The sequence below is a fragment of the Lysinibacillus sp. FSL W7-1291 genome (assembly GCF_038593415.1).
Classification (GTDB): Bacteria; Bacillota; Bacilli; order Bacillales_A; family Planococcaceae; genus Lysinibacillus; species Lysinibacillus fusiformis_D.
This window is the reverse complement of record NZ_CP151994.1, coordinates 4,211,837-4,232,399: the sequence shown is the minus strand read 5'-3', so window position 1 is coordinate 4,232,399 and position 20,563 is coordinate 4,211,837. Positions and strand designations below refer to the sequence as shown.

General features: G+C 37.7%; 24 protein-coding genes. 18 read left to right on the top strand and 6 right to left on the bottom strand.

From position 1 onward, the window contains the following. Window positions 1-58 precede the first annotated feature (58 nt). On the top strand, window positions 59-814 hold the full coding sequence (locus tag NST76_RS20560; RefSeq protein WP_058843885.1) for a hypothetical protein: 756 nt from the start codon (window positions 59-61) through the stop codon (window positions 812-814). 25 nt (window positions 815-839) lie between these two features. Here the strand turns inward: NST76_RS20560 and NST76_RS20555 are convergent, their stop codons facing one another. Beyond that, window positions 840-1,331, bottom strand: coding sequence for an SRPBCC family protein (locus tag NST76_RS20555; protein WP_340809585.1), 492 nt, complete (start codon window positions 1,329-1,331; stop codon window positions 840-842). Window positions 1,332-1,450: 119 nt separating this feature from the next. On the opposite strand from NST76_RS20555, the gene NST76_RS20550 reads away from it, so the two are divergent. The 12 genes from NST76_RS20550 to NST76_RS20495 all read left to right on the top strand — a co-directional run bounded on the left by NST76_RS20550 (window position 1,451) and on the right by NST76_RS20495 (window position 12,158). Next, on the top strand, window positions 1,451-1,816 hold the full coding sequence (locus NST76_RS20550) for a nuclear transport factor 2 family protein (RefSeq protein ID WP_036128648.1): 366 nt from the start codon (window positions 1,451-1,453) through the stop codon (window positions 1,814-1,816). A gap of 203 nt (window positions 1,817-2,019) precedes the next feature. Continuing rightward, window positions 2,020-2,589, top strand: coding sequence for a nucleotidyltransferase family protein (locus NST76_RS20545; protein WP_342544406.1), 570 nt, complete (start codon window positions 2,020-2,022; stop codon window positions 2,587-2,589). Window positions 2,590-2,607: 18 nt separating this feature from the next. Beyond that, window positions 2,608-2,952, top strand: coding sequence for a DinB family protein (locus tag NST76_RS20540; RefSeq protein WP_271911273.1), 345 nt, complete (start codon window positions 2,608-2,610; stop codon window positions 2,950-2,952). A 131-nt stretch (window positions 2,953-3,083) separates the two neighbouring features. Next, window positions 3,084-3,914: an AraC family transcriptional regulator gene (locus NST76_RS20535; RefSeq protein WP_036128644.1), complete on the top strand. Its 831-nt coding sequence runs from the start codon at window positions 3,084-3,086 to the stop codon at window positions 3,912-3,914. A 203-nt stretch (window positions 3,915-4,117) separates the two neighbouring features. After that, window positions 4,118-5,098, top strand: coding sequence for an ABC transporter substrate-binding protein (locus NST76_RS20530; protein WP_342544403.1), 981 nt, complete (start codon window positions 4,118-4,120; stop codon window positions 5,096-5,098). Between the two features lie 162 nt (window positions 5,099-5,260). Then, complete coding sequence (locus NST76_RS20525) at window positions 5,261-6,268, top strand: iron ABC transporter permease (RefSeq protein ID WP_058843890.1); 1,008 nt, start codon at window positions 5,261-5,263, stop codon at window positions 6,266-6,268. Next, window positions 6,261-7,292: an iron ABC transporter permease gene (locus NST76_RS20520; protein WP_271911233.1), complete on the top strand. Its 1,032-nt coding sequence runs from the start codon at window positions 6,261-6,263 to the stop codon at window positions 7,290-7,292. The genes NST76_RS20525 and NST76_RS20520 overlap by 8 nt, the downstream gene beginning before the upstream one ends. Window positions 7,293-7,321: 29 nt before the next feature. Continuing rightward, window positions 7,322-8,104: an ABC transporter ATP-binding protein gene (locus NST76_RS20515; protein WP_036128674.1), complete on the top strand. Its 783-nt coding sequence runs from the start codon at window positions 7,322-7,324 to the stop codon at window positions 8,102-8,104. After that, entirely contained in the window at window positions 8,101-8,871 is a 771-nt protein-coding gene (locus tag NST76_RS20510; protein WP_036128638.1) for an alpha/beta hydrolase-fold protein, read from the top strand. Before NST76_RS20515 ends, NST76_RS20510 begins: the two co-directional genes overlap by 4 nt. A gap of 117 nt (window positions 8,872-8,988) precedes the next feature. Further along, window positions 8,989-10,542, top strand: coding sequence for a BCCT family transporter (locus NST76_RS20505; protein WP_058843891.1), 1,554 nt, complete (start codon window positions 8,989-8,991; stop codon window positions 10,540-10,542). Between the two features lie 367 nt (window positions 10,543-10,909). Next, on the top strand, window positions 10,910-11,566 hold the full coding sequence (locus NST76_RS20500) for a hypothetical protein (RefSeq protein WP_082673706.1): 657 nt from the start codon (window positions 10,910-10,912) through the stop codon (window positions 11,564-11,566). A gap of 79 nt (window positions 11,567-11,645) precedes the next feature. Then, window positions 11,646-12,158 (top strand): YfiT family bacillithiol transferase, encoded by a 513-nt coding sequence (locus tag NST76_RS20495; protein ID WP_036128632.1) that lies wholly within the window; start codon window positions 11,646-11,648, stop codon window positions 12,156-12,158. A gap of 82 nt (window positions 12,159-12,240) precedes the next feature. On the opposite strand, the gene NST76_RS20490 is transcribed toward NST76_RS20495, so the two are convergent. Next, on the bottom strand, window positions 12,241-12,855 hold the full coding sequence (locus NST76_RS20490) for an exosporium glycoprotein BclB-related protein (protein WP_058843893.1): 615 nt from the start codon (window positions 12,853-12,855) through the stop codon (window positions 12,241-12,243). Window positions 12,856-13,022: 167 nt separating this feature from the next. Beyond that, window positions 13,023-14,198 carry a hypothetical protein gene (locus tag NST76_RS20485; RefSeq protein ID WP_058843894.1) on the bottom strand — a complete coding sequence of 392 codons (1,176 nt, stop codon included), beginning with the start codon at window positions 14,196-14,198 and terminating at the stop codon, window positions 13,023-13,025. 235 nt (window positions 14,199-14,433) lie between these two features. Here NST76_RS20485 and NST76_RS20480 point away from each other — a divergent pair, with 235 nt between their 5' ends. The 4 genes from NST76_RS20480 (at window position 14,434) to NST76_RS20465 (ending at window position 16,818) form a co-directional block, all read left to right on the top strand. Beyond that, window positions 14,434-15,072 (top strand): hypothetical protein, encoded by a 639-nt coding sequence (locus tag NST76_RS20480; RefSeq protein WP_036128625.1) that lies wholly within the window; start codon window positions 14,434-14,436, stop codon window positions 15,070-15,072. Window positions 15,073-15,225: 153 nt separating this feature from the next. Beyond that, complete coding sequence (locus NST76_RS20475) at window positions 15,226-15,798, top strand: hypothetical protein (RefSeq protein WP_036128622.1); 573 nt, start codon at window positions 15,226-15,228, stop codon at window positions 15,796-15,798. Next, window positions 15,791-16,072 carry a hypothetical protein gene (locus NST76_RS20470; RefSeq protein WP_036128620.1) on the top strand — a complete coding sequence of 94 codons (282 nt, stop codon included), beginning with the start codon at window positions 15,791-15,793 and terminating at the stop codon, window positions 16,070-16,072. Before NST76_RS20475 ends, NST76_RS20470 begins: the two co-directional genes overlap by 8 nt. An 8-nt stretch (window positions 16,073-16,080) precedes the next feature. After that, window positions 16,081-16,818, top strand: coding sequence for a hypothetical protein (locus NST76_RS20465; RefSeq protein ID WP_230593978.1), 738 nt, complete (start codon window positions 16,081-16,083; stop codon window positions 16,816-16,818). A 336-nt stretch (window positions 16,819-17,154) separates the two neighbouring features. On the opposite strand, the gene rpmG is transcribed toward NST76_RS20465, so the two are convergent. Then, window positions 17,155-17,304, bottom strand: coding sequence for a 50S ribosomal protein L33 (gene rpmG, locus NST76_RS20460; protein WP_036128616.1), 150 nt, complete (start codon window positions 17,302-17,304; stop codon window positions 17,155-17,157). Between the two features lie 169 nt (window positions 17,305-17,473). Here rpmG and NST76_RS20455 point away from each other — a divergent pair, with 169 nt between their 5' ends. After that, on the top strand, window positions 17,474-18,667 hold the full coding sequence (locus NST76_RS20455; protein WP_036128614.1) for a GTP-binding protein: 1,194 nt from the start codon (window positions 17,474-17,476) through the stop codon (window positions 18,665-18,667). 19 nt (window positions 18,668-18,686) lie between these two features. On the opposite strand, the gene NST76_RS20450 is transcribed toward NST76_RS20455, so the two are convergent. Beyond that, complete coding sequence (locus NST76_RS20450; RefSeq protein ID WP_101966888.1) at window positions 18,687-19,229, bottom strand: isoprenylcysteine carboxyl methyltransferase family protein; 543 nt, start codon at window positions 19,227-19,229, stop codon at window positions 18,687-18,689. A gap of 1 nt (window position 19,230) precedes the next feature. Further along, a complete protein-coding gene (locus NST76_RS20445) occupies window positions 19,231-20,313 on the bottom strand; it encodes a 3-oxoacyl-[acyl-carrier-protein] synthase III C-terminal domain-containing protein (RefSeq protein WP_036128609.1) in 1,083 nt (360 codons plus the stop codon). Window positions 20,314-20,563: the final 250 nt, after the last annotated feature.

Here is a 20,563-nt window from a genome sequence, read left to right as displayed (position 1 = left end):
AACTGTTGCCAGGGAAAAATATGGATTATAGGTAAACTGGTAAATGGAGGTTTAAGCGATGAAAAAAATAATATTTCTCTTTTTGTTGTTAAGTATGACTATAGCAGGTGCTTGTGCTGATCAAGCTACTAATCATCAAGCACATGACAATAAGAACGATACATCTGTAAGACAATCTAATACTGATACATCGATGACACAGACTGAGGCTCTTCAACAAATAAAGGAGCAAATACATGTGAATGTACCAATAAAAATGCCAACCGCTTTACCCATTGCTAAAGGAAGCTTTTTAACAGCTACAACAAGGACTGATGATGACCTAGTTGAAATTATCTTTTATGAAAGCAAAGAGAATATGCCAATTAATGATATACGATTAAAAAATTCAGCGACTGTCATTGGAAGGTTGTTGGTCAAACAATATAAAAGCGCAGAAGGGGCAAGCACACAGATTGCATTTGATAACTTTAGTCAAAATGGTGGGCAAGAAATTGACCTTGGGTATAATATAAAAGGTTATCAAGATGCGGGTGCTGGCTCATTATGGACTGGTTGGAATGAGGGACGATGGTCCATTGCCTCGCATACACGAACTGATAATCCTGAAGCAGGAGTAAAACTTGCTAAGCAGGCAGTAGAATATTTAGAGAGTCATATGCTGCCTATTCCTAAGCAATATGGCATGGCTCAGCTGGATGTTTATCAATCAGGCAATTTAATCGTGTGGCAGGATGAAAAGCTTGTCTACACACTCGATTCGATCAAAGATCCTTTAAAAGCATTGGAAATAGCCACTGCCTTTTATCCATAATAGTGATCCTAGAGTAATGGTTACTCTAGGATTTTTTATAGCTATCCAGCAGTTCTTTGTATTCGTTGAATCGTTGTTGCCACTCCTCCATTGGAAAGCTATGATGTTCAATGCCATCCAACAAATCTGTTAACAGATCAAGACATATATGCCACCCTGCTAAATCCCTTGAAGTGTGCTGCGTTAGCTCGTGCAAAGTCTCTGCAAAAAGCAATAATGAGCCATTGTCTGTAGAAGACAATTCAAATCTCACTGAATCTGTTCCCCAATCAAATTCGAGTACCTTTTTCTCTATATAATCTGTTATAGCTATTTCCTCATAGGTATTTGTTCCATCGTTCATATTAAAACGCATTTTACCATTCTTACGTAGATCAATGATTTCAAGATTACTCATCCATTTTTGCAATTTTTCATTGGTAGTAATCACTTTCCAAACGGCGTTTACTGAATGTGGTAACGGTCGTTTGTACTTTACGACATGACGATTAGATTGTTTTTCAATAGTTGCTAACATCAGCTTCCTCCTCAATTCTTCGCCTTTAGAGTTTTATCTTCATTATAGGCTGTTAGAGCAAAAAATCACACGACAATCATGAAATTTTAGGATAATATTGTTAAAAAAGGGGAGAAATAATGACACATCAACAGGCATTAGAACGTTATATACAAGCAACAAATACACATGATTTTAAAGAAGTAAAGGCAATTTTGCATCCACAAGCGGTTTATTGGTTTTCTGATAAAACATGCACAACTATAGAAGAGATTGAGGCATACTTCAAGCATGCATGGCATGTCATTAAAGAAGAGGTTTACTCGGCTAGTAATGTAAAATGGTTAACAATTGATGAAAAGACGGCTACCTGTCTTTATACATATCACTATGAAGGTTATCATAACGAAAAATTTGTATCAGGTAGTGGTAGAGCAACAAATATTTTTACTTGGGTGAACGATGAATGGAAGTTAATTCATGAACATTTGAGTGGTGCCTATTAAATTATTTTCAATGCGACTTGGACAAACAACAATGAAATAATGAGTGTTAGTAGTATTTTAGCTACTTTTAACGGAATATTTGGCAGTGCTAGGAAACCTAACTGGGAGCCAATAAATGCACCTGTACAGCTTCCAAAGGTGAAGACACATGTGAGCTGAACAGCCCTTATATAACTGTGGTATATAAATTGGAGGCTAATGAAGTGAGATTACTACAAACGGAGGAAGAACTAAGAAATTTAATAGTAGCAGATGATTGGATGATGAATATTTTATCAACAATCAATACATTGCAACTCCCCGATTGGTGGGTATGTGCTGGGGTCATTCGTTCCATGGTATGGGATTATCTTCATGAAAAAGAAGAAAGAACACCAATTGCTGATATTGATGTGATATATTTTGATAAAATCAATTTAGCAGAAGACATAGAAAAACAGTATGAACAGAAACTTAGAAAGATATCTCCAAATGAGCCGTGGTCTGTGAAAAATCAGGCAAGAATGCATGTGCTAAATGGTAGTAAGCCGTATCAATCTGCTGTCGATGGAATCGCTCATTTTCCTGAAATCCCAACGGCAATTGGGATAAAATTAATAGATGATTCACTAGAAATTGCTGCACCATATGGCATTAGGCATTTAGGAGCTGGCATTGTAGAGCCGACACCATTTTTCCTCGAAAGTAAGGATTATTATACAATTTATCGCCAAAGAATTCTTCAAAAGAAATGGCATGTAAGTTGGCCAAAATTAGAAATTAATCTTCAGTAAAAAAAGGAGGGGAGTCCATTGCAACGAGATAAAATCTATATCATCAAAAATGATGAAAGATCAATTGACTGGATAAATGATTTGAGGAGACTATCGGAGAATCAATGGCGTATGGCGATCGAACCTGAAAAATGGTCAGTTGCTGAGGTCATCGGACATCTTCCGTCATGGGATGAATTTGTCTTGAATCATCGACTTCCTTTTCTTTTTACAGAGGAACCTTTACCAACAGGACCTGATGCAGCACAGTTGAATAAGATGGCGGCTAAAAAAAGTCGTGAACAGCCTATGCTTGCAACATTGACAGATTTTATTTTCCACGAGGAGTCGATTACTTCAGGCCATACAACAATTGACAGATGAGCAATGGCAGCAATCGTTTACAATTGGGCAGTCGGAGCTGACAATTGTGGACTATTTTGTAGGATTAATCAATCACGATGTACATCATTTTTCACAGCTTCAGAAAGCTATACAGGTATAGGAGTTTGCCTATGGATATCAAATATTTAATTGATTATTTTGCACATGCTTCTGTAAAATTTACAGATGTGTTTACTAAAAAAATGGAACCTGGTGAAGTTGATAGAGGCAGAACAACAGCACCAGAAAAGTGTGGATTAGTTGTTCCCCTTGCAGGTAGTGCAATCTTTAGCTTTAATGGAACTCCTTATGTGATGGAGCCTGGAATGATTGTCCACGCAGGGCCTCAAATGCCAATCGAAGTGAAAGCGACGGGCCACAAGGGTTGGGAGTATGCAGTCGTTCACTACAGTCTACCAACAGAGGAAGTAGCTCTTTTTCCACTTTCAGAGCAACATTTTTTAATTAATACAGGGTTTAATACGCAAATTATTAGTCATGTTCAGCAATTGATAGAAAGCTATTCCTTTCCGGGGAATATGGCTATATTTAAGTCTAAGACTTTATTTATGAATTTGCTGGAGAATATTCTTTTAGCGGCAAAAATGAAGGTTCTAGATAGTGCCAGTGAGTTAATGGAACAGGCATTACAGTATATACATGAAAATTATGCGGAGCAACTTTCCGTATCAAATATTTCTAAGGAATTTGGTATTGAGCGTCGCCGCTTTGCTTATTTGTTTGAGCAGCATACAGGCATGAATCCGAGCACATATATAACAGAATATCGTATACGACGTGCAAAGGAATTGCTCGAGTATGATGTGATTCCTGTAGCAGAAGTAGCTGAATGTGTCGGATATGTAGATTGTTTTTATTTCAGCCGAGTTTTTAAAAAATGTACGGGCTTGTCACCTTCAGCATACCGAAAGGAAAAAATGGAGGAAGCTAACTATATATAAAAACTGTTTCTTCATAAAAAAGAAGCAGTTTTTTTTTGATGAAATCGGCAAAAATCCATGTCATTTTCGAAATCGTCCATTCACAATCTTTTTTCACTTTGTTAGGATAGTATCCGTAAATGATAATGAGTATCAATTATGTATTGACATACATATGAAAACGATTATCATTATCAATATGAGCTCGTTAGGAGAGAATATCTATGAATAAATATTTTAAAATGTGTGCTCCAGCACTTTTAGCATTATCTTTGGCTGCATGTGGAACAGATAAGGCAGAGGAGTCTACGTCAACTACTAATACAGCAGAAACAAGTGCAACGGAATCACAAACTGAACAATCTAAAACACAGACAATCACGTACTTAGGTGAGAAATATGAGCTTCCAGCAGAAGTGAACAATATTATCGCTGCAAGTCTTGAATCTATGGAAGATGCTGCAATGCTTGGTATTAAGCCAGCCGGTGTACTTGAAGTTGGTGGCAAAATTCCTGCTTATCTAGCATCAGATTTTGAAGGTGCTACACTTGTAGGAAATAAAATGGAGCCAAATGCAGAAGCCATTCTTAATCTGGACCCTGATGTAATCGTGGGTACTTCGAAATTCCCTGAAGAAACGGCTGAAAAGTTGAATAAAATTCAAACAATGATTCCATACTCACATATTTCAACAAACTGGAAGGAAAATTTAACATTGCTTGCACAGTTAGCTGATAAAGAAGAGGATGCTAAGAAAATCATCTCAGACTATGAAGCAAAAGTTACTGATGCACAAGTGAAATCCAAAGAGCAATTAGCAGATAAGCAAGTGTTAATCATTCGTGTTCGCGGTGGCGTAATGTACATCTATCCAGCAGGTGTGTATTTAAACCCTGTACTATATGAAGATTTAGGAGCACCAGTTCCAGAAATTTTAACAACTGCAAAAGCACAAGCTGAATTATCACTTGAAACATTAGCGCAAGTAAACCCAGATGCCATTTTCCTTCAATTTGAGGAATCAGAAAATACGGATTCTCCAAAAGCGTTAGAGGAGTTACAAAAGAATCCAATTTTCACTAGCTTAAAGGCAGCACAAAATAATCAAGTTTTCGTCAACACAATTGAGCCATTAGCACAAGGTGGTACTGCTTGGTCTAAGGTGAAATTTTTAGATGCCGCAGCTGAAAAATTACTTAAATAAGATAAACAGGCTGGTAGTAGATTTGGTGATATCACCGGGCTATTACCAGCCTTTTGTAAGATATCGTATTTTTTCATTGAAGGTAGTTGTTTTCCAAAGGGTATATCACCTGAGTAATCGACATTGTGTTTCGCGAAATGGATAAAGAAAAAGGTGTGAAAGTTGAAAAAAACAAACATCGTGTCATTTTCAATATTAGCGGTATCTCCTTTCCTGATTGCCCTTATAGCACTCGTTTCCGTTCTGTATGGAACTAAAGATATTAGTGCAATGACAGTGTGGCAGTCAATGACAGCATTCGATCCATCTAATGTTGATCATCAAATTATACGGACAGGACGTATTCCTAGAGTAGCCGCTGTATTGCTAGTTGGAGGATTTTTAGCAGTAGCTGGAGCAGTCATGCAGGGGATTACACGAAATTATTTAGCATCTCCTTCGTTAATGGGGGTCAATGATGGCTCTGCATTTGTCATCACATTAGCTATCGTCTTTTTTCCAGGGCTACCAAATTATCAAATGATTTTATTGTCAATGCTAGGCTCTGCATTAGGGGCAGGGATTGTCTTTGGTTTTGGCTCGTTAATTCGCAATGGTCTATCACCAGTAAGGCTAGCCATTATAGGAACGGTCATTGGTACATTTTTAAGTAGTATTGCTACAGCGATTGCTATGTATTTCCAAGTATCACAAACAGTAAGTGCTTGGTATAACACAAAGGTACATATGGTAGATATGGATATGCTCGTCCTTTCTATTCCGTTTGGTTTGACAGGATTAGTCTTGGCTCTATTATCTGCAAAAGCAATTACCATTACTTCACTAGGTGAAGATATTGCCATGGGACTAGGGCAGAAAACAAAAGCAGTGCGTATTATTAGCATGCTAGCTGTAGTATGTTTGACAGGGACAGCAGTAGCCCTAGTAGGAAAAATTGCCTTTGTAGGGTTAGTCATACCACATATTACACGCTTCCTTGTTGGTGTTGATTATCGCTATATTATTCCTTGCGCGGCTGTCATTGGTGCCTTTTTCTTAGCGCTCTGTGACGTTTTAAGTCGTGTTGTCAATTATCCATTTGAAACGCCAATTGGTGTCCTAACAGCATTGGTTGGTGTACCATTCTTCTTATATCTAGTTCGTAAGCACGGAGGTGAAAAACGTGCGTAAAAATACCTCAAGTGTATTCTTTTTGACTATGTCGATGCTTGTTTTACTGATTTTAGTTGCGAGCTATCTACATATTACAAATGGTGTTTTCGATATGTCTGTAATGGATGTTATCAAAACACTATTGCGTATTGAGCCAAATTCTAAATTTGACCTTGTTATTTTTGAATTTCGCTTACCTCGAATCGTCATTGCCGGACTCGTTGGCATTGGCTTAGGAATGGCAGGAGTAGTTTTACAAGGTATTACACGTAATGGACTAGCAGACCCAGGTATTTTAGGGATAAATGCAGGAGCAGGTGCGGCAGTCGTCATATTTATGTTCTTCTTTCAATTAAAGCTAGTGAGTGCAGATATGAGCAGCTGGCTGTCTATTTTAATGATGCCATTGTTCGGTTTTATCGGTGGAACGATTGCGGCTATCCTGATTTTTTCTTTTGCTTTGAAAAATGGTCATCTCGATATGCAACGATTAATATTAACGGGTATAGCCATTAACAGTGGGTTCGGAGCTTTATCCCTGTTCTTATCCTTAAAAATGAGTGCACAAGATTTTGAATCAGCAGCCATTTGGATGGCAGGTTCAATTTATAATGCGAATTGGATTTTTGTACTAACGATGATTCCTTGGCTTGTCATCTTAGGCATTTATGTGCATAGGAAATCGTATTTACTGGATTATTTTCAGCTTGAAGAGGATAGCATCACGAGTTTAGGGATTGCGGTTGAAAAGGAGAAAATGAAGCTTTTATTAGCCAGTGTCGGTCTTGTTAGTGCTTGTGTATCCGTATCAGGAAGTATTGGTTTCATCGGTTTAATGGCACCACATATTGCGAAGCAACTTGTTGGTATTCAGCATCGTTATGTCATGCCCGTGAGTGCGTTAATTGGTGCAGGTTTGTTAATTTTAGCTGATTTTATCGGCAAAACCGTATTTGCACCATCGGAGCTAGCTGTTGGAATTGTTGTTTCAATTATTGGGATTCCATATTTCTTGTATTTACTGGTGAAATCTAAGGCATAGGAGGAAAAGATGTGCAAACTGCATTTAGAATGGAAAACTTGGCTTCTGGTTATGAGCAGGTTCGTGTCTTTGAGGGATTAAATTTAACGATAGAGGAGGGCAAAGTGACAACAATCATTGGCCCGAATGGCTGCGGTAAATCAACCCTCCTTAAGACGATTGGACGTATTTTAAAAAAGCAACAAGGGACGGTTTATTTGCAGGAGCAAAACATGCAAAATTTATCGACGAAAGATATAGCCAAGAAATTAGCCATATTATCTCAAACACCTGTTGCTCCAGGTCAGTTAAAAGTGGAGGAGTTAATTGCGTATGGTCGCTATCCACATCGAAACAACGTCAATCGTTTAACGAATAAGGATGAGGAAATGATTGAGTGGGCGTTAACGGTCACGAATACGATGGAGTATCGCAATCGGGAGCTTGCACAGCTTTCTGGGGGACAGCGTCAGCGTGTATGGCTAGCGATGGCATTAGCACAAGAAACAAATATTTTGTTGTTGGACGAACCTACTACTTATTTAGATATGGCACATCAGTTAGAAGTATTGGATATTGTCAAAAGTTTAAATGAGCAGCACAACTGTACAATTGTGATGGTTCTACATGATATTAACCACGCTGCCAGATATTCAGATCATCTTATTGCGATGCGCAAAGGTGTTATTATGCAATCTGGAACGCCACAGGAAATTTTAAGTGCAGAGGTGATGCGCAAAGTATTTAATATTGATGCTCGCATTATGGAAGATCCTGTAACGAATACACCTGTGTGCTATGGCTATGACATTTTGAAGGAGGACAACAAATGAGTACAGCTAAAATAGAGTATGCTACACAACAAATAACTTCAAAATTGACAGATTATACGTATACGATTAATATCTTTGTACCAAATGAGGAAGCACCAGAAGAAGGTTTTCCAGTGTTGTATGTACTAGATGGCTCATCTTATTTTAATCTTGTAAAGGAAGCCGTGCGTCTACAAAGTCGTAATGCACCGAAAACAGGAGTTCAACCAGCCATTGTTGTGGGCATTGAACATGGTGATGATATGCGTGAAAGAAGGTTTTACGATTTTACAGCGCCAGCAGAGACGTATATCTATCCCGCACGATTTAAAGGAAAAGGTCATGAAAAGCTTGGAGGAGCAGTAGATTTTAGCCGCTTTATAGAGGAAGAGTTAAAGCCAATAATTGAGGCTCATTATCCAGTAAATAAAACTCAGCAAGCATTATTTGGTCACTCCTTAGGCGGTTATTTTACGCTTTGGCAACTATTTCACCATCAATCTAGCTTCCAACGCTATCTAGCTATTAGCCCTTCTATTTGGTGGAATGAGCACGAATTAGTACAATGTGCGTCAGTATTTTTGAACGAGCATCAAGATATGAATGAAACATTGTTTATTAGCGCAGGTGAACTTGAAACCTTTATGGTGGATGATGCACGACAAATGGCAACGGTGTTAGAAAAAATAATGGAAGTTGATTTTTATGAGGCCTTAGATGAAAATCATGCCTCTATCGTACCAACTGTTATGAGTAGAGCAATTCGTTTTATGCAGAAAACACAATAATAGGTAGACCGCATTGTCTTTTGATAATGCGGTTTCTTTTTTCATTAATAAAATACTTGAATTGTACGCATAATAAAGGAAATTTGGTCATCTGTCTGGGATAAATGGAGGCGCTGTATGCAAAATAAAATTTTAAAGAACCCAGTATTTCTTATTTCTAGTGGGGCAATTTTACTCTTAGTCATTATCGGAGCAACGATACCGGAAAAATTTAAGAACGTAGCAAACAGCGTATTTCATATGACAACGGATTATTTTGGTTGGTTTTATTTAATGGCAGTCTTTATTATCGTTATTTTTCTATTTGGCTTGGCGATTAGCAAATATGGCACCATTCGCTTAGGATCTGAAGATGGTCGTCCAGAATTTAGTTTTCTAACATGGATTTCCATGCTCTTTTCAGCTGGACTAGGTGTCGGACTGGTTTTTTGGGGCGTGGCTGAGCCTATGAGTCATTACTTTTCACCACCCTTTAGTGACACAGAACCTCTTTCAACGGATGCAGCCAGATTGGCAATGGGTTATTCCTTCTTTCATTGGGGATTAAGCCAGTGGTCTGTTTATGCCATATTGGGGCTTGTTATGGCCTATGTTCAATTCAATAAAAAAAGAAATATGCTCATCTCTACCGCTTTAGAGCCTATAACGGGAACAAATCGAGTCGTTAAAGGAACGATCGATATTCTTGCGGTCATTGCTACAGTTATGGGGGTAGCCACATCCATAGGGCTTGGCGTGCTACAAACGAACGGAGGTTTGACTTTCGTCTTTGGTTTGCCGGATACATTTATCTTGCAAGTAGCCATTATTCTTATCATGTTTATTGGCTATATGTTGTCTGCAACGACAGGACTTCAAAAGGGCATGAAGATTCTGAGTAATGTCAATATGACCTTAGCGATTGTCTTACTGTTATTCGTTTTTATTACAGGTCCAACGATTTTCATACTTGAGACGTTTACATTAGCGATAGGTGATTACATTTCTAACTTTATTCAATACAGTTTAAGAATGCAGCCATATGTTGGGGGAACTTGGGTGAAGGATTGGACAATCTTTTACTGGGCATGGGCAATCGCTTGGTCACCCTTTGTTGGCTCCTTTATTGCTCGTGTATCCAAGGGGAGAACCATTCGAGAATTCATTATAGGGGTATTAATTATTCCGCCTATTATTGCTTGCTTTTGGATTGCCACATTCGGTGGAACAGCTATGTGGTTTGATTTACATCAAGATGCAGAAATCGCTCAATCTGTTCATAATGATGTAACTGTTGCCCTATTCCAGTTGTTAGAACACTTGCCAGTTTCAACGCTTGCCTCTGTAATTGGAATACTGTTAATCGTTATATTTTTAATTACCTCTGCCGATTCCGCCACATTCATTATGGCAAGTATGACAACAAAAGGTTCTTTAAATCCGACAATATTATCGAAGCTAGTATGGGGTATTTTAATGGCTGCAATTTCAGGTGTTTTATTGTACACAGGAGGGCTTGAAGCATTGCAAACCGCCTCGTTAATTGCCGCATTGCCCTTTACCGTGATTTTACTGTTACTCATGTTTTCATACATTAAAATGATGAAGGATGAAGTTATTCCTCTGAAGAAAAAGGACATTCAACGTTTAAAAATAGCAAGAAAGCATATTGAAAAGGAAACAAAAAAATAAAGAAAAAAATTAAAGCAGTAAACCGTATTCGTGCATAATACGGTTTCTTTTTGTTTAAATATATGAAGAAAGGTGATTGAAGAGTTGTTGAGCTATGAAGGTAATTTTAGCAGAGATAAAGGATGCACCAATGAATATATAAGTTGATGCTACAGGCTTTGCAAGAGTACGAAAAAGCTCTAGTACACTGAGTGCAACGACAGAGTCAATTGAATATGCACTAATATAATCAAAAAAAGAATTTAGTGTAAAGTATGTATAAGTGTTCTACGAAATATTGAATTATACTGCTCGTTGGGTAATGTTGTAACGAATGAAGAAATGGGAGAGCAGCTAGCTATAGCTGCAATGGAAAGAGGGGGGACAATTGATGAAAAAACTTGGCTGCTTGCATGCTCATCATTCAAATATAGAGTACATAGAGCAAGCTTTTCAAAGTGAGGAAGATTTAGAGCTGCTTCATTTTGTAGATCCTGGCGTTTTACAGCATGTGTCGAAAGGTAGTGATGGTGTAGCATATAAGGTTAAGGAGCAAATAGAATGGATTATTAGCTGTGATGTGGATGCGATGTTAATAACGTGTACAAATTATATTGCTTTATTAGAGAATGAGGCTGTGTTCAATGCCTCGATACCCATTATAAAGATTGACGAGCCTTTTTTTGAAAGCATATGTAATGTGCAACAGCCTCAAATTATTCTTTTTACAAATCCTGCGACAGTAGAAGGAACGATGGCAAGACTTCACCAATATGCTAGGCAGCATGGGAAATCAGTAAATGTTGAGGCAAAAATCATCAAGGGGACATTTGATCTCATTATGCAAGGGAAAAAGAAAGCTTATAATGATGCTATTTCACAAGCTCTACATAAGTTAATGAGTGAGCAAAAGGCCATCTCCGTAGCTCAGCTCTCAATGATGGATGCGGCAAGACAATTTGAAGAGCAGACCGCTCAAACAATTATTCATCCACTAAGGGCTTTGGTTGAGGTCGTAAAGAAGCAAATGGAAGTAACGTTATAAAACAATTTCTATTTTAATAGGCAATACTGTTAATGGTACCATGGAAAAGTAAGAGAATAGAAACGGAGGAGATAGCACTATGACAGATCTACGATACCCTATTGGACAATTTCAATTCCCAAAAGAAATGACTCCACAGCGAGTACAGGAATGGATTGTAGACATTCGTTTATTACCAAAACAACTGGCGGAAGCATTAAGTGGTGCAAGCGAGCATGCATTGGCTAAATCCTATCGTGAAAATGGCTGGACAGTTACACAGCTAGTCCATCATATTGCCGATAGTCATATGAATAGCTATATCCGTTTTAAGCTAGCGCTAACAGAGGATGTCCCAACCATTAAGCCATATAATGAAGCGGAATGGGCACAATTACCAGATTCTGAAATGCCAGTAGCAACTTCTTTTAATTTAATTGAAAATTTACATGAACGTTGGGTTTATTTACTGACAAGCTTAACGGAGGAACAATTACAAAGAGCCTTTCATCATCCTGATTCAGGGCTAACAACATTGGAACATGCAATTGGTCTCTATGCATGGCACGGTAAGCATCATTTGGCTCATATTCAGCATGCTTTGACGAACTAAAGAATAGTATTTTGTGAAAGAAATAAGTGATTTCCTAGTTACTGGAAATCACTTATTTGCTTGCTTAACTTTATAGTATATTTTATACGATAGTAATGCCTGCACTAGCGTTACCAGTAAGAGTTGCAATTACTCCTGTCGAAGTAGCGGAGAACACCATTAATAAACGGTCACCTGCAGATACTGGTACTGGAGTAACATTTGCTGTACCACTTGCTAGAGTACCTAGAACTACTGTTGAAAGAGCTGGTGCTAAGTCAACAAATGCTGTTGTAGGAGTGAAGACATTGCTTCCTGCTACCGCGTGATAAACTTGTGCTCTAACTGTTGCCGAGCCTATTATAGTTACACCAATAGTTGCAGAGAATGTAGCTGAAATAGATGTAATGGAACCTGCTCTAGAAACAGAAAAAGCTTCTGTTCCAACTAATGCTGATAAATCGATATTAGTACCTGCAAGGGATACGCCTGGAATAGATGTACCGAATCCCACAAGGCTTACTGTATCCACTAAACCTGTAGCAAGTGATACTAGTATAACCGGAACTGTTCCAGAAGCGAATGGGATGAGTGAGCCTGTTGCTACTGGTGGAGTAATACATGCTGCATCAATCGCTACAAAAGGTCCAAGTGCACTACATTCACCATTTCCATGACCGTTACCTGAACAGCCACACATTGAGTTATTAAAACACATTTTTACACCCCCTTTCTTCATTATTCTATTCAGTTCAGATTGGGGGTTAAGGGCAATTATCTTCTAAACCTACAAATTCGATGAATTCTTAAAAGACAGTTTTTATTGGAAACAAAAAGACATCCACTATGTGTGTAAATACATAGTGGATGTAAAAAATAAATAAGTTAACTCCATCTTTTAAAGAAATCGAAAAATGAGTTCTTTCCCTTCTTATTTTCTTCAATCGGCTTATTTACAGATTCAGGATGCGTATTCTCCTCTTCAAGGGACGAATGAACCTCATAAGCTGCTCCGGTTTGATACACTTCAACAAACTCCTCTGTTTCTAAAGAAGGAGAATGATAAATGTCAACAGGGTCAGCTATTGTTTCTGAAATGACTTGGTCGAGAGGTTCGCTAACTATTGCTGTAATATCTTGACTAACAGGCTCGCTAGGCAATTCCGAAATAACTTGTTCAAACGATTCTTTAGATATTTGGGAAAACTCAAGATTGTTATCCTCTTTTTCAGAATGCATAACCTCGCTAGGATCGTCTACTATTTCCGTTCCAATGCTAACCGATTCATGAACAATAGAAGAATTATTCTCGATGTTTTCATCACTTGAAGTAGGCTGTACAGCAGATGGGTCATAAATACTTACTGGAACTTCCTTTGCATCCGTGGCATTTTTAAAATGGAAGGTGGATTCAACTGTCGTGTTTCTGTATAAACCATTGTATATTTGGCTTGGGTGCGTATTAATTGATTGAAAATATTGTTGATTAAAATGTCGCTCTTCAGGCTTAGTTGCCTGTAGATCATTGCCAGGAGAAGGAGCGCTATTATTTACATTTAGTTGGTGGTTTGTAGCTTTACCTGCCAAACTTTGCAGTAGTCTATAAGAGGGCTGTGCTGATGTAATCGTCGTTTGATCTGTTGTCTGAGCCATTCTAGGTTGTCTAGGTAAAAGAGTAGCCGAAGTTTGAGAAGGCAATTCAATGGAGGAAGGAATGGTTGTTGTATCATTTTCTTCAACTGTTAATAATTTGTTTAAAACCGCTAAAATCTCTTGATTCATCCCTTCAATGGTTTGATTCAAAGATTCAATCTGTGTTGAAAGAAGCTTTATTTGGTCATCATAGCCTTTTATATACGAATTTTGTTTACTATCTAATGTCTCTGTGATCCCTTCTAAATGGGCCATTTGTGTTTTCAGTCCATCAAACTCCTGCTGCATATAAAGGAAATCTTCAATTGACGTTCCCATCTTTAATGAAGTTAACGATTCTCTGTAGGTTTCAATTTTTTGCTTTAATTTTTCAATTTCTTGAGTGGTATACAATTTTGACTCTTCCATTGTAGTTCACCCCTTTCAGTCCATTATTAGTTTATTAAAAATATTGACTTTCTGTTACAAATATACCGGTCCTTTCAACATTTTAGTCTTCCTATAAAGAAGAAAGTGTGTGAAAAAATGATCCTTTGCTGATTTTAACAAATATCATAAGGAACTATTTGTTAGCCCATGCACTTATAGCTGAAAAACATATGCTACAAACGAAAGATAAAAATTTTATGGAGGTGTCAAAAGGATGCAAGAGCATATGCCATCCCAGGCGCAGGAACTAATTTGTATAAATGTCGATAAGGTATATGACTGGATTGTAAAAGAAATGTCATTTGATATTTCTCCTACTGGAGCAATTACATTCCCAGGCGTAACACCAACGACTGACTTAACTGGTGCAATTGTTACATGTAGAGTAATTCCAGCTGCTACAAACCCAATTGTGATCCTGAACCGTGAGAATCGTCAATTCTCTATTGATGGATCAACTGTTTGTCTGCAACATTTAAATATTCAAAAGAACTTCATTCTAACGATTGTCGTTACTTTACCTAATGGTACTGTTTTCACAAGTGCTGAAATTCCAGTTTCTCGCTGTGAGCAAGTGACATTATGTGCTCCTAAAGGTACAGATGTTGAAATCTTATACACAGATTTAGATTGCTTCGTATGTACAACTGGAACACTTGCAGCTGGAACAGGTACAATTACGTTTTCTGCGTTAACAATTACTGTTGCCGTTTGTCAAAGCATTCAGTCTACATTCCCAGTTACTGTGGAATTCTTAGCAACTTTCTGCGAACCAAGAGCAGACTTACCATTCTCATGTCCAACTGCAGTTCGTCCACAACAGTGCCCTATTATTTTCCCAACTTTAGGTTAACGGTGCTAACAAATAGAGGAAAGTCATATCATGAAGAGAGGATAATCCTCTCTTTTTTTTTATTTTAAGTCAGCGGATGTCGCAGATTTCCAAAATAATCTGGATACCATTACGCCTAGGCACAATTGATGGAAAATAGTAAGGAGGTACGGAGTGAAAAATCGTGTAGAAGACAAGATACAGGAATTAAAAGAACAAACAAACGCTTATGTTTATGAAATTAAACAGCTGGTCGAGGGGCTGACCATTCCAAACAGAGTCAACCTCATTAGTTATTTTACAACCTCGTTCAATATTTCTTATGACCCTGAACAAGAAAGTTTATGTTTAGGCTCCTATCATATTCACAATATCGGTAGTACAGCCATTACAAACCCCTATCTGTGTATAACATTACCGAAGGAATCGCCATTTTACTTTTCTGGGAGATATGTTCATGAAAATTTTACGCCAAATTTTAAGACACAGGGACAGAGCAACTGGGAACGTTTTAACGATAAATTAAGCAAAGAGGAGTACTGGCTGAAACCCGTAGGAAAATCAATAATCGAACCGAATGAAACCATTTCATTTACTAATTTTCAAATAAAATGGTCACATAATTTACCATATTCAGGCACTATTATGGGTTTTACATATTGCGATCAGCTTACAGATGGTATTGTCGTTTTAAATCCGATTAATCTCAATGGAATGGGCCAAACACAGGAGGAAGACAATGAGTGAAAATGAAAAACAAGAGTTTGGTAGTGTGCTCCATCAATTATTGAAGGAGCAACTAAGTCGCCGTAATGAACAGGATAATAGCTTTGCATTTCTTGAAAAAAGTACATTACATTTATTAATCGCCTCTCTTGTCTTAGGCGAAAAGAGTGATGCTGAACAATCACAACATCCACAACAAGAAGCGGAGTGGATAAAGCAGTTGGATGAAATACTAGAGGAAAGTAGAATGCAGTTTGAAGAGGTGGTTGATTTACTAAAAAGGTATTCTGGCTAGGGGGTGTGATGATGGACAATGATATTGTAAAAAACAATGATCCGATACAGCTCCAACAAATGATTATTTTTTTAAGGGCCGAATTAGCCAAGTATAAAAATGAAGTGAAAAGGCTTAGAGATAGTGATTATTATGCTTTAGTTCTGCGGCTCGAACGAGAAAATATACAATTAACAAGACTAAGAAAAGATCTTTCGATGGAGCTATTAAAGTTGAAAAGAGACTTTGACAAAGAGCTTCAAGCCTACGATGAAGAAATTCAAAAACGAGAAGGACAAAGAAAAAAACAAATTGCATCCATAGAAGCATTATTAAAGGAAGTTGCCGAATTGCGAGCTGAAAATAAGTCATTGAAGAACAGTGTTCAAGTCTCACATAAAGCTTCGATTGAGACAAATGATAAAGCTATTATTGAAGGTCTAGATAAAAAAATAAGCGACTATACAACAGTAACAGGTAAACAAATGAAGCATATTATAGAGGCGCTAGAAACATATCATAGGGATAAAGTAGAAGCGGACAGCCTTCAACAGCAACTATTAAGAGAGTTGGAGATGAAAAATTTAGAAATTGAAAGATTAACCCATGAATTAGTTGAATTCAAAAATCAAACTGATGGTAGTAGCTCATCGATAAAGCAACAAGTCCAGATAGATGAACAAATAAATTTCAGATTAAGGGTGCTCGATGAATTAGATCAAAAATTGAACGAGCTAGCTTTAGAAATCAATAGAAAGCAAGTATAGCTGAAAATTTTATAATGACTGTTTCAAAATGTATACCTTTGAAACAGTCATTTTTTAGTTGCTCGATTGGAAGGGATGTTGGAGGTGCTACGTTTGATGGAAGGGAAAGCTGCTTGAGCTCCGCTCGAGAAGAGCTAAACTTCGTTCTCAAAATAGAGTAGGTCGCTCAAAGGTTTGCCAACAGCGCTCTCAAAGTGTGGAAACTGGTGTTAAAGAAAGCCCCATCTGCTCCAAGATTAGATAACCTCGCACATACGATGTTGCCCCTGCTCCAACAATAGAGAAATCCACTCAATAAATGCATCAGCACTACTCCAAATTTATCCCATTGCAAAATTATTTTGTTTCTCTATGGACTGTTACGCGTTTCAGGCGAGGGGAGTATTTTTTAAGCTCCAATCTTTCTGGGTGATTGCGTTTATTTTTAGTCGTTATATAGTTTTTATCACCTGTTTCAGTGCAGGCTAGTGTTATTTGAACACGCATGTATGACCCTCCTTTTAAATAGTAATTGTTACGATTTAAACGATATATTTCTCATCGAATATTGTCAAGTTTATTTTTGTAAGTAATAAAAAGCTTTGCATTTTCCAATATTGTATGATTTAATTACAAATTGTAAATAGTAATGATTACGATTTAAGGAGTTGTAATAATGACAAAGAGAATTCCCGTTACAGTATTGAGTGGTTATTTAGGTTCTGGTAAAACAACTATGATGAATCATGTATTGCAAAACAACAAGGATTTACGTGTCGCGGTTATTGTAAATGATATGAGTGAAATTAATATTGATGCGGAGCTGATTGCTAATGGCAGCGGTATATCGCGTACAGAGGAAAAATTTGTAGAGCTATCCAATGGCTGTATTTGTTGTACATTAAGAGAGGATTTATTGCAGGAGGTGGAACGTCTTGCGAAGCTTGGCAATATTGATTATATTTTGATTGAATCGACGGGGATTAGTGAGCCAATTCCAGTCGCACAAACATTTAGTTATTTAGATGAGGAGCTTGGCATCGATTTAACGAAGTTTTGCCAATTAGATACGATGGTTACTGTCGTGGATGCACATCGCTTTTGGCATGATTTTCAGTCGGGGGAAAGCTTATTAGAGCGTAAGGAAGCGGTTGGTGAATTAGATGAACGTGATGTTGCGGATCTGCTCATTGATCAAATTGAATTTTGTGACGTTCTGGTCTTAAATAAGTGTGATTTAGTATCGGCAGAGGAGCTTGAACGGTTAGAACGTATTTTGCGTGCATTGCAACCAGAAGCGAAACTTATTCGTACAACAAACGGTGTGATTGATCCAGCAGATATTTTAAATACAGGTCGCTTTGACTTTGAACGGGTTTCAGAGTCGGCTGGTTGGCTAAAGGAATTAGAGCTTGGTCATGAAAATCATACACCAGAGACAGAAGAGTATGGGATATCTTCATTCACCTATAAAAGCAAAAGACCCTTCCATCCGATGCGTTTTGTCGAGTGGTGTGATCAAATGCCAGAATCGATTGTACGAGCAAAGGGAATTGTTTGGAGTGCAAGACATCAGGATGTTGCACTATTATTATCTCAGGCTGGGTCATCTGCAAAAATTGAACCTGTTTCTTATTGGGTAGCAGCCCTACCTAAAGCACAGCAGCAGGATGTATTTCAGCAAAGTCCTGAAGTATTGGAGGATTGGGATGAGGAATTTGGAGATCGAATGACACAGCTTGTTATTATTGGGATTGATTTAAATCGAGAAGATATAATCAAACAATTGGACAACTGTTTATTAACGGATGAAGAGTTCCATAATCCTTGGGAGCGTCTACAGGACCCATTCAACTGGGAATGGCATTAAGAAAAAAAGAAGATTTCGGTTAAGACTCCGAAATCTTCTTTTGAAATACACGATTATAATTAGTAGCATCTCGTAATGCTTTTTCTTCTATAGGAATTCGTACAGAAAGCATTGTAATATTTAATAATGTAAAACAAAATGCTGTAAAGTAAGCCTGAAACATGAGAGGTAGTAAAAGGATTTCCAAACAAACTACCGCATAATTGGGATGACGCATATATTCATATGGCCCTTTACGGACAACTTGAGCATCAGGTAATATAAGAATTTTTGTATTCCAAAAGGAGCCCAAAGAGCGAATACACCAAATCCTTAAGGCTTGCACAGCTATAAATAATAGAAAAAATAATGGGAATAAGGGCGAGATACCATTGTTATTTGTGACGATTTCTACAATTAAAAACAGAAAAAAACTAACATGCATTGTGACCATATAGGGATAATGAGAGGCACCTACCTCATAGGCTCCTTGTGAAAACATCCATTTCTCATTGCGTTTGGCAATGACAACCTCTGTCAGTCTTTGTAGAATGACAATAGTTAAAATAAGATAGAAGATCATGTTACTCCCTCCAGTTTAATAATACAGCTTCTGCACAAAAACCAGGGCCAAGAGCGACGAGTAAACCTGTATCCTCCACTTGTCCTTCATGTAGCATAAATTGCTCTAATACATACAACACAGTTGGTGATGACATATTGCCATGTTGGCGCAATATTTCCCGAGAAATGTCGGTTTTTTGGGGAGACAAATAAAGTGTATCTTCATAAGCTTTTAAAACCTTTTTCCCTCCAGGATGAGCGATGAAATGAGTAAGTTGCTCACTATATAGTCCTTGTTCCATTAAAAATTTTTCAATGAATGGTCCAAGCCAATTAGTAATAATGGCAGGAATACTTTTTTGAAAAATAACATGAAGTCCATTGTTTTTTACATTCCAACCCATCACATTTTCTGAATCTGGCATCCATTTAGAGCCTGTTGCCAAAATAGAAGGTGTTGTTTTTTTTGTATCGATGGTTAAATCGTCTCCGCAAACGAGAATACAAGCAGCACCATCTGCAAAAAGAGAAGCACCGATTAAATTACTTTTAGAAAAATCATTTGGCTGAAAAGTGAGGCTACATAACTCGACACAAACGACAAGCACCTTCGCATGTGGATGGGCTTTACAAAAATCAAAGGCTCTACTTACACCTGCTGCTCCGCCAGCACATCCTAACCCCCATAGTGGAATACGTTTCAGTCGATCTGAAAAGGGAAGTTTATTCATCACACGCGCATCAATGCTTGGTGTTGAAATGCCAGTACTACTGACAAAAATGATGGCATCAATCTCTTCGGGAGAAATGGGTGAAGATAAAAAAGCATCATTTTCTAAACATGCCTGGATGACGTTCACGCTGTATTGTGTAGCTAATTCAATATATAAATCATTGCGTTCCTCAAAGGAGTGATTCGTACGATGCCATTCTGATGGAACACAAAAATGGCGGGTGTCGATGCCACCATTTTCAAAAACCTTTAAGTAGCGCTCTAGTTTGGGGATTTTTGCATAGAAAAGCTCTTTCGTTAGTTCCTCTGCATTTGATTGCTGTAATGTGTAAGGTGGTTGATGTGTGCTAATAGAAATGATTTTAGGCAATTCAACATCTCCTCGCATTTAGTGGTCTTGTTCATTCTATGCGTCGAGGATTAGAATAAATGCTTATAAGATTATAATTGACAATTTCTGAAAATTTAGCTATATTGATAACAACTAAATGGAAAGAAGGTGATGTGACATGATGAATAGATCTATTTTTAGCGAACTGCAATTCGGTTTGTTCCATTTCACACGCCTAAAATATACAAAGTGACGCCGTGCTATAACTCGGGGTATTTGTGTATCTTTT

Bases quoted from the DNA above. Each gene is read 5' to 3' on its own strand.
- NST76_RS20550 (WP_036128648.1), top strand. From the start codon at position 1,451: ATGACACATCAACAGGCATTAGAACGTTATATACAAGCAACAAATACA.
- NST76_RS20515 (WP_036128674.1), top strand. From the start codon at position 7,322: ATGGAAAACTTGGCTTCTGGTTATGAGCAGGTTCGTGTCTTTGAGGGA.
- NST76_RS20490 (WP_058843893.1), bottom strand. From the start codon at position 12,855: ATGTGTTTTAATAACTCAATGTGTGGCTGTTCAGGTAACGGTCATGGA.
- NST76_RS20465 (WP_230593978.1), top strand. From the start codon at position 16,081: ATGATGGACAATGATATTGTAAAAAACAATGATCCGATACAGCTCCAA.
- NST76_RS20480 (WP_036128625.1), top strand. From the start codon at position 14,434: ATGCAAGAGCATATGCCATCCCAGGCGCAGGAACTAATTTGTATAAAT.
- NST76_RS20455 (WP_036128614.1), top strand. From the start codon at position 17,474: ATGACAAAGAGAATTCCCGTTACAGTATTGAGTGGTTATTTAGGTTCT.
- NST76_RS20505 (WP_058843891.1), top strand. From the start codon at position 8,989: ATGCAAAATAAAATTTTAAAGAACCCAGTATTTCTTATTTCTAGTGGG.
- rpmG (WP_036128616.1), bottom strand. From the start codon at position 17,304: ATGCGTGTTCAAATAACACTAGCCTGCACTGAAACAGGTGATAAAAAC.
- NST76_RS20470 (WP_036128620.1), top strand. From the start codon at position 15,791: ATGAGTGAAAATGAAAAACAAGAGTTTGGTAGTGTGCTCCATCAATTA.
- NST76_RS20555 (WP_340809585.1), bottom strand. From the start codon at position 1,331: ATGTTAGCAACTATTGAAAAACAATCTAATCGTCATGTCGTAAAGTAC.
- NST76_RS20560 (WP_058843885.1), top strand. From the start codon at position 59: ATGAAAAAAATAATATTTCTCTTTTTGTTGTTAAGTATGACTATAGCA.
- NST76_RS20530 (WP_342544403.1), top strand. From the start codon at position 4,118: ATGAATAAATATTTTAAAATGTGTGCTCCAGCACTTTTAGCATTATCT.
- NST76_RS20510 (WP_036128638.1), top strand. From the start codon at position 8,101: ATGAGTACAGCTAAAATAGAGTATGCTACACAACAAATAACTTCAAAA.
- NST76_RS20450 (WP_101966888.1), bottom strand. From the start codon at position 19,229: ATGATCTTCTATCTTATTTTAACTATTGTCATTCTACAAAGACTGACA.
- NST76_RS20485 (WP_058843894.1), bottom strand. From the start codon at position 14,198: ATGGAAGAGTCAAAATTGTATACCACTCAAGAAATTGAAAAATTAAAG.
- NST76_RS20495 (WP_036128632.1), top strand. From the start codon at position 11,646: ATGACAGATCTACGATACCCTATTGGACAATTTCAATTCCCAAAAGAA.
- NST76_RS20535 (WP_036128644.1), top strand. From the start codon at position 3,084: ATGGATATCAAATATTTAATTGATTATTTTGCACATGCTTCTGTAAAA.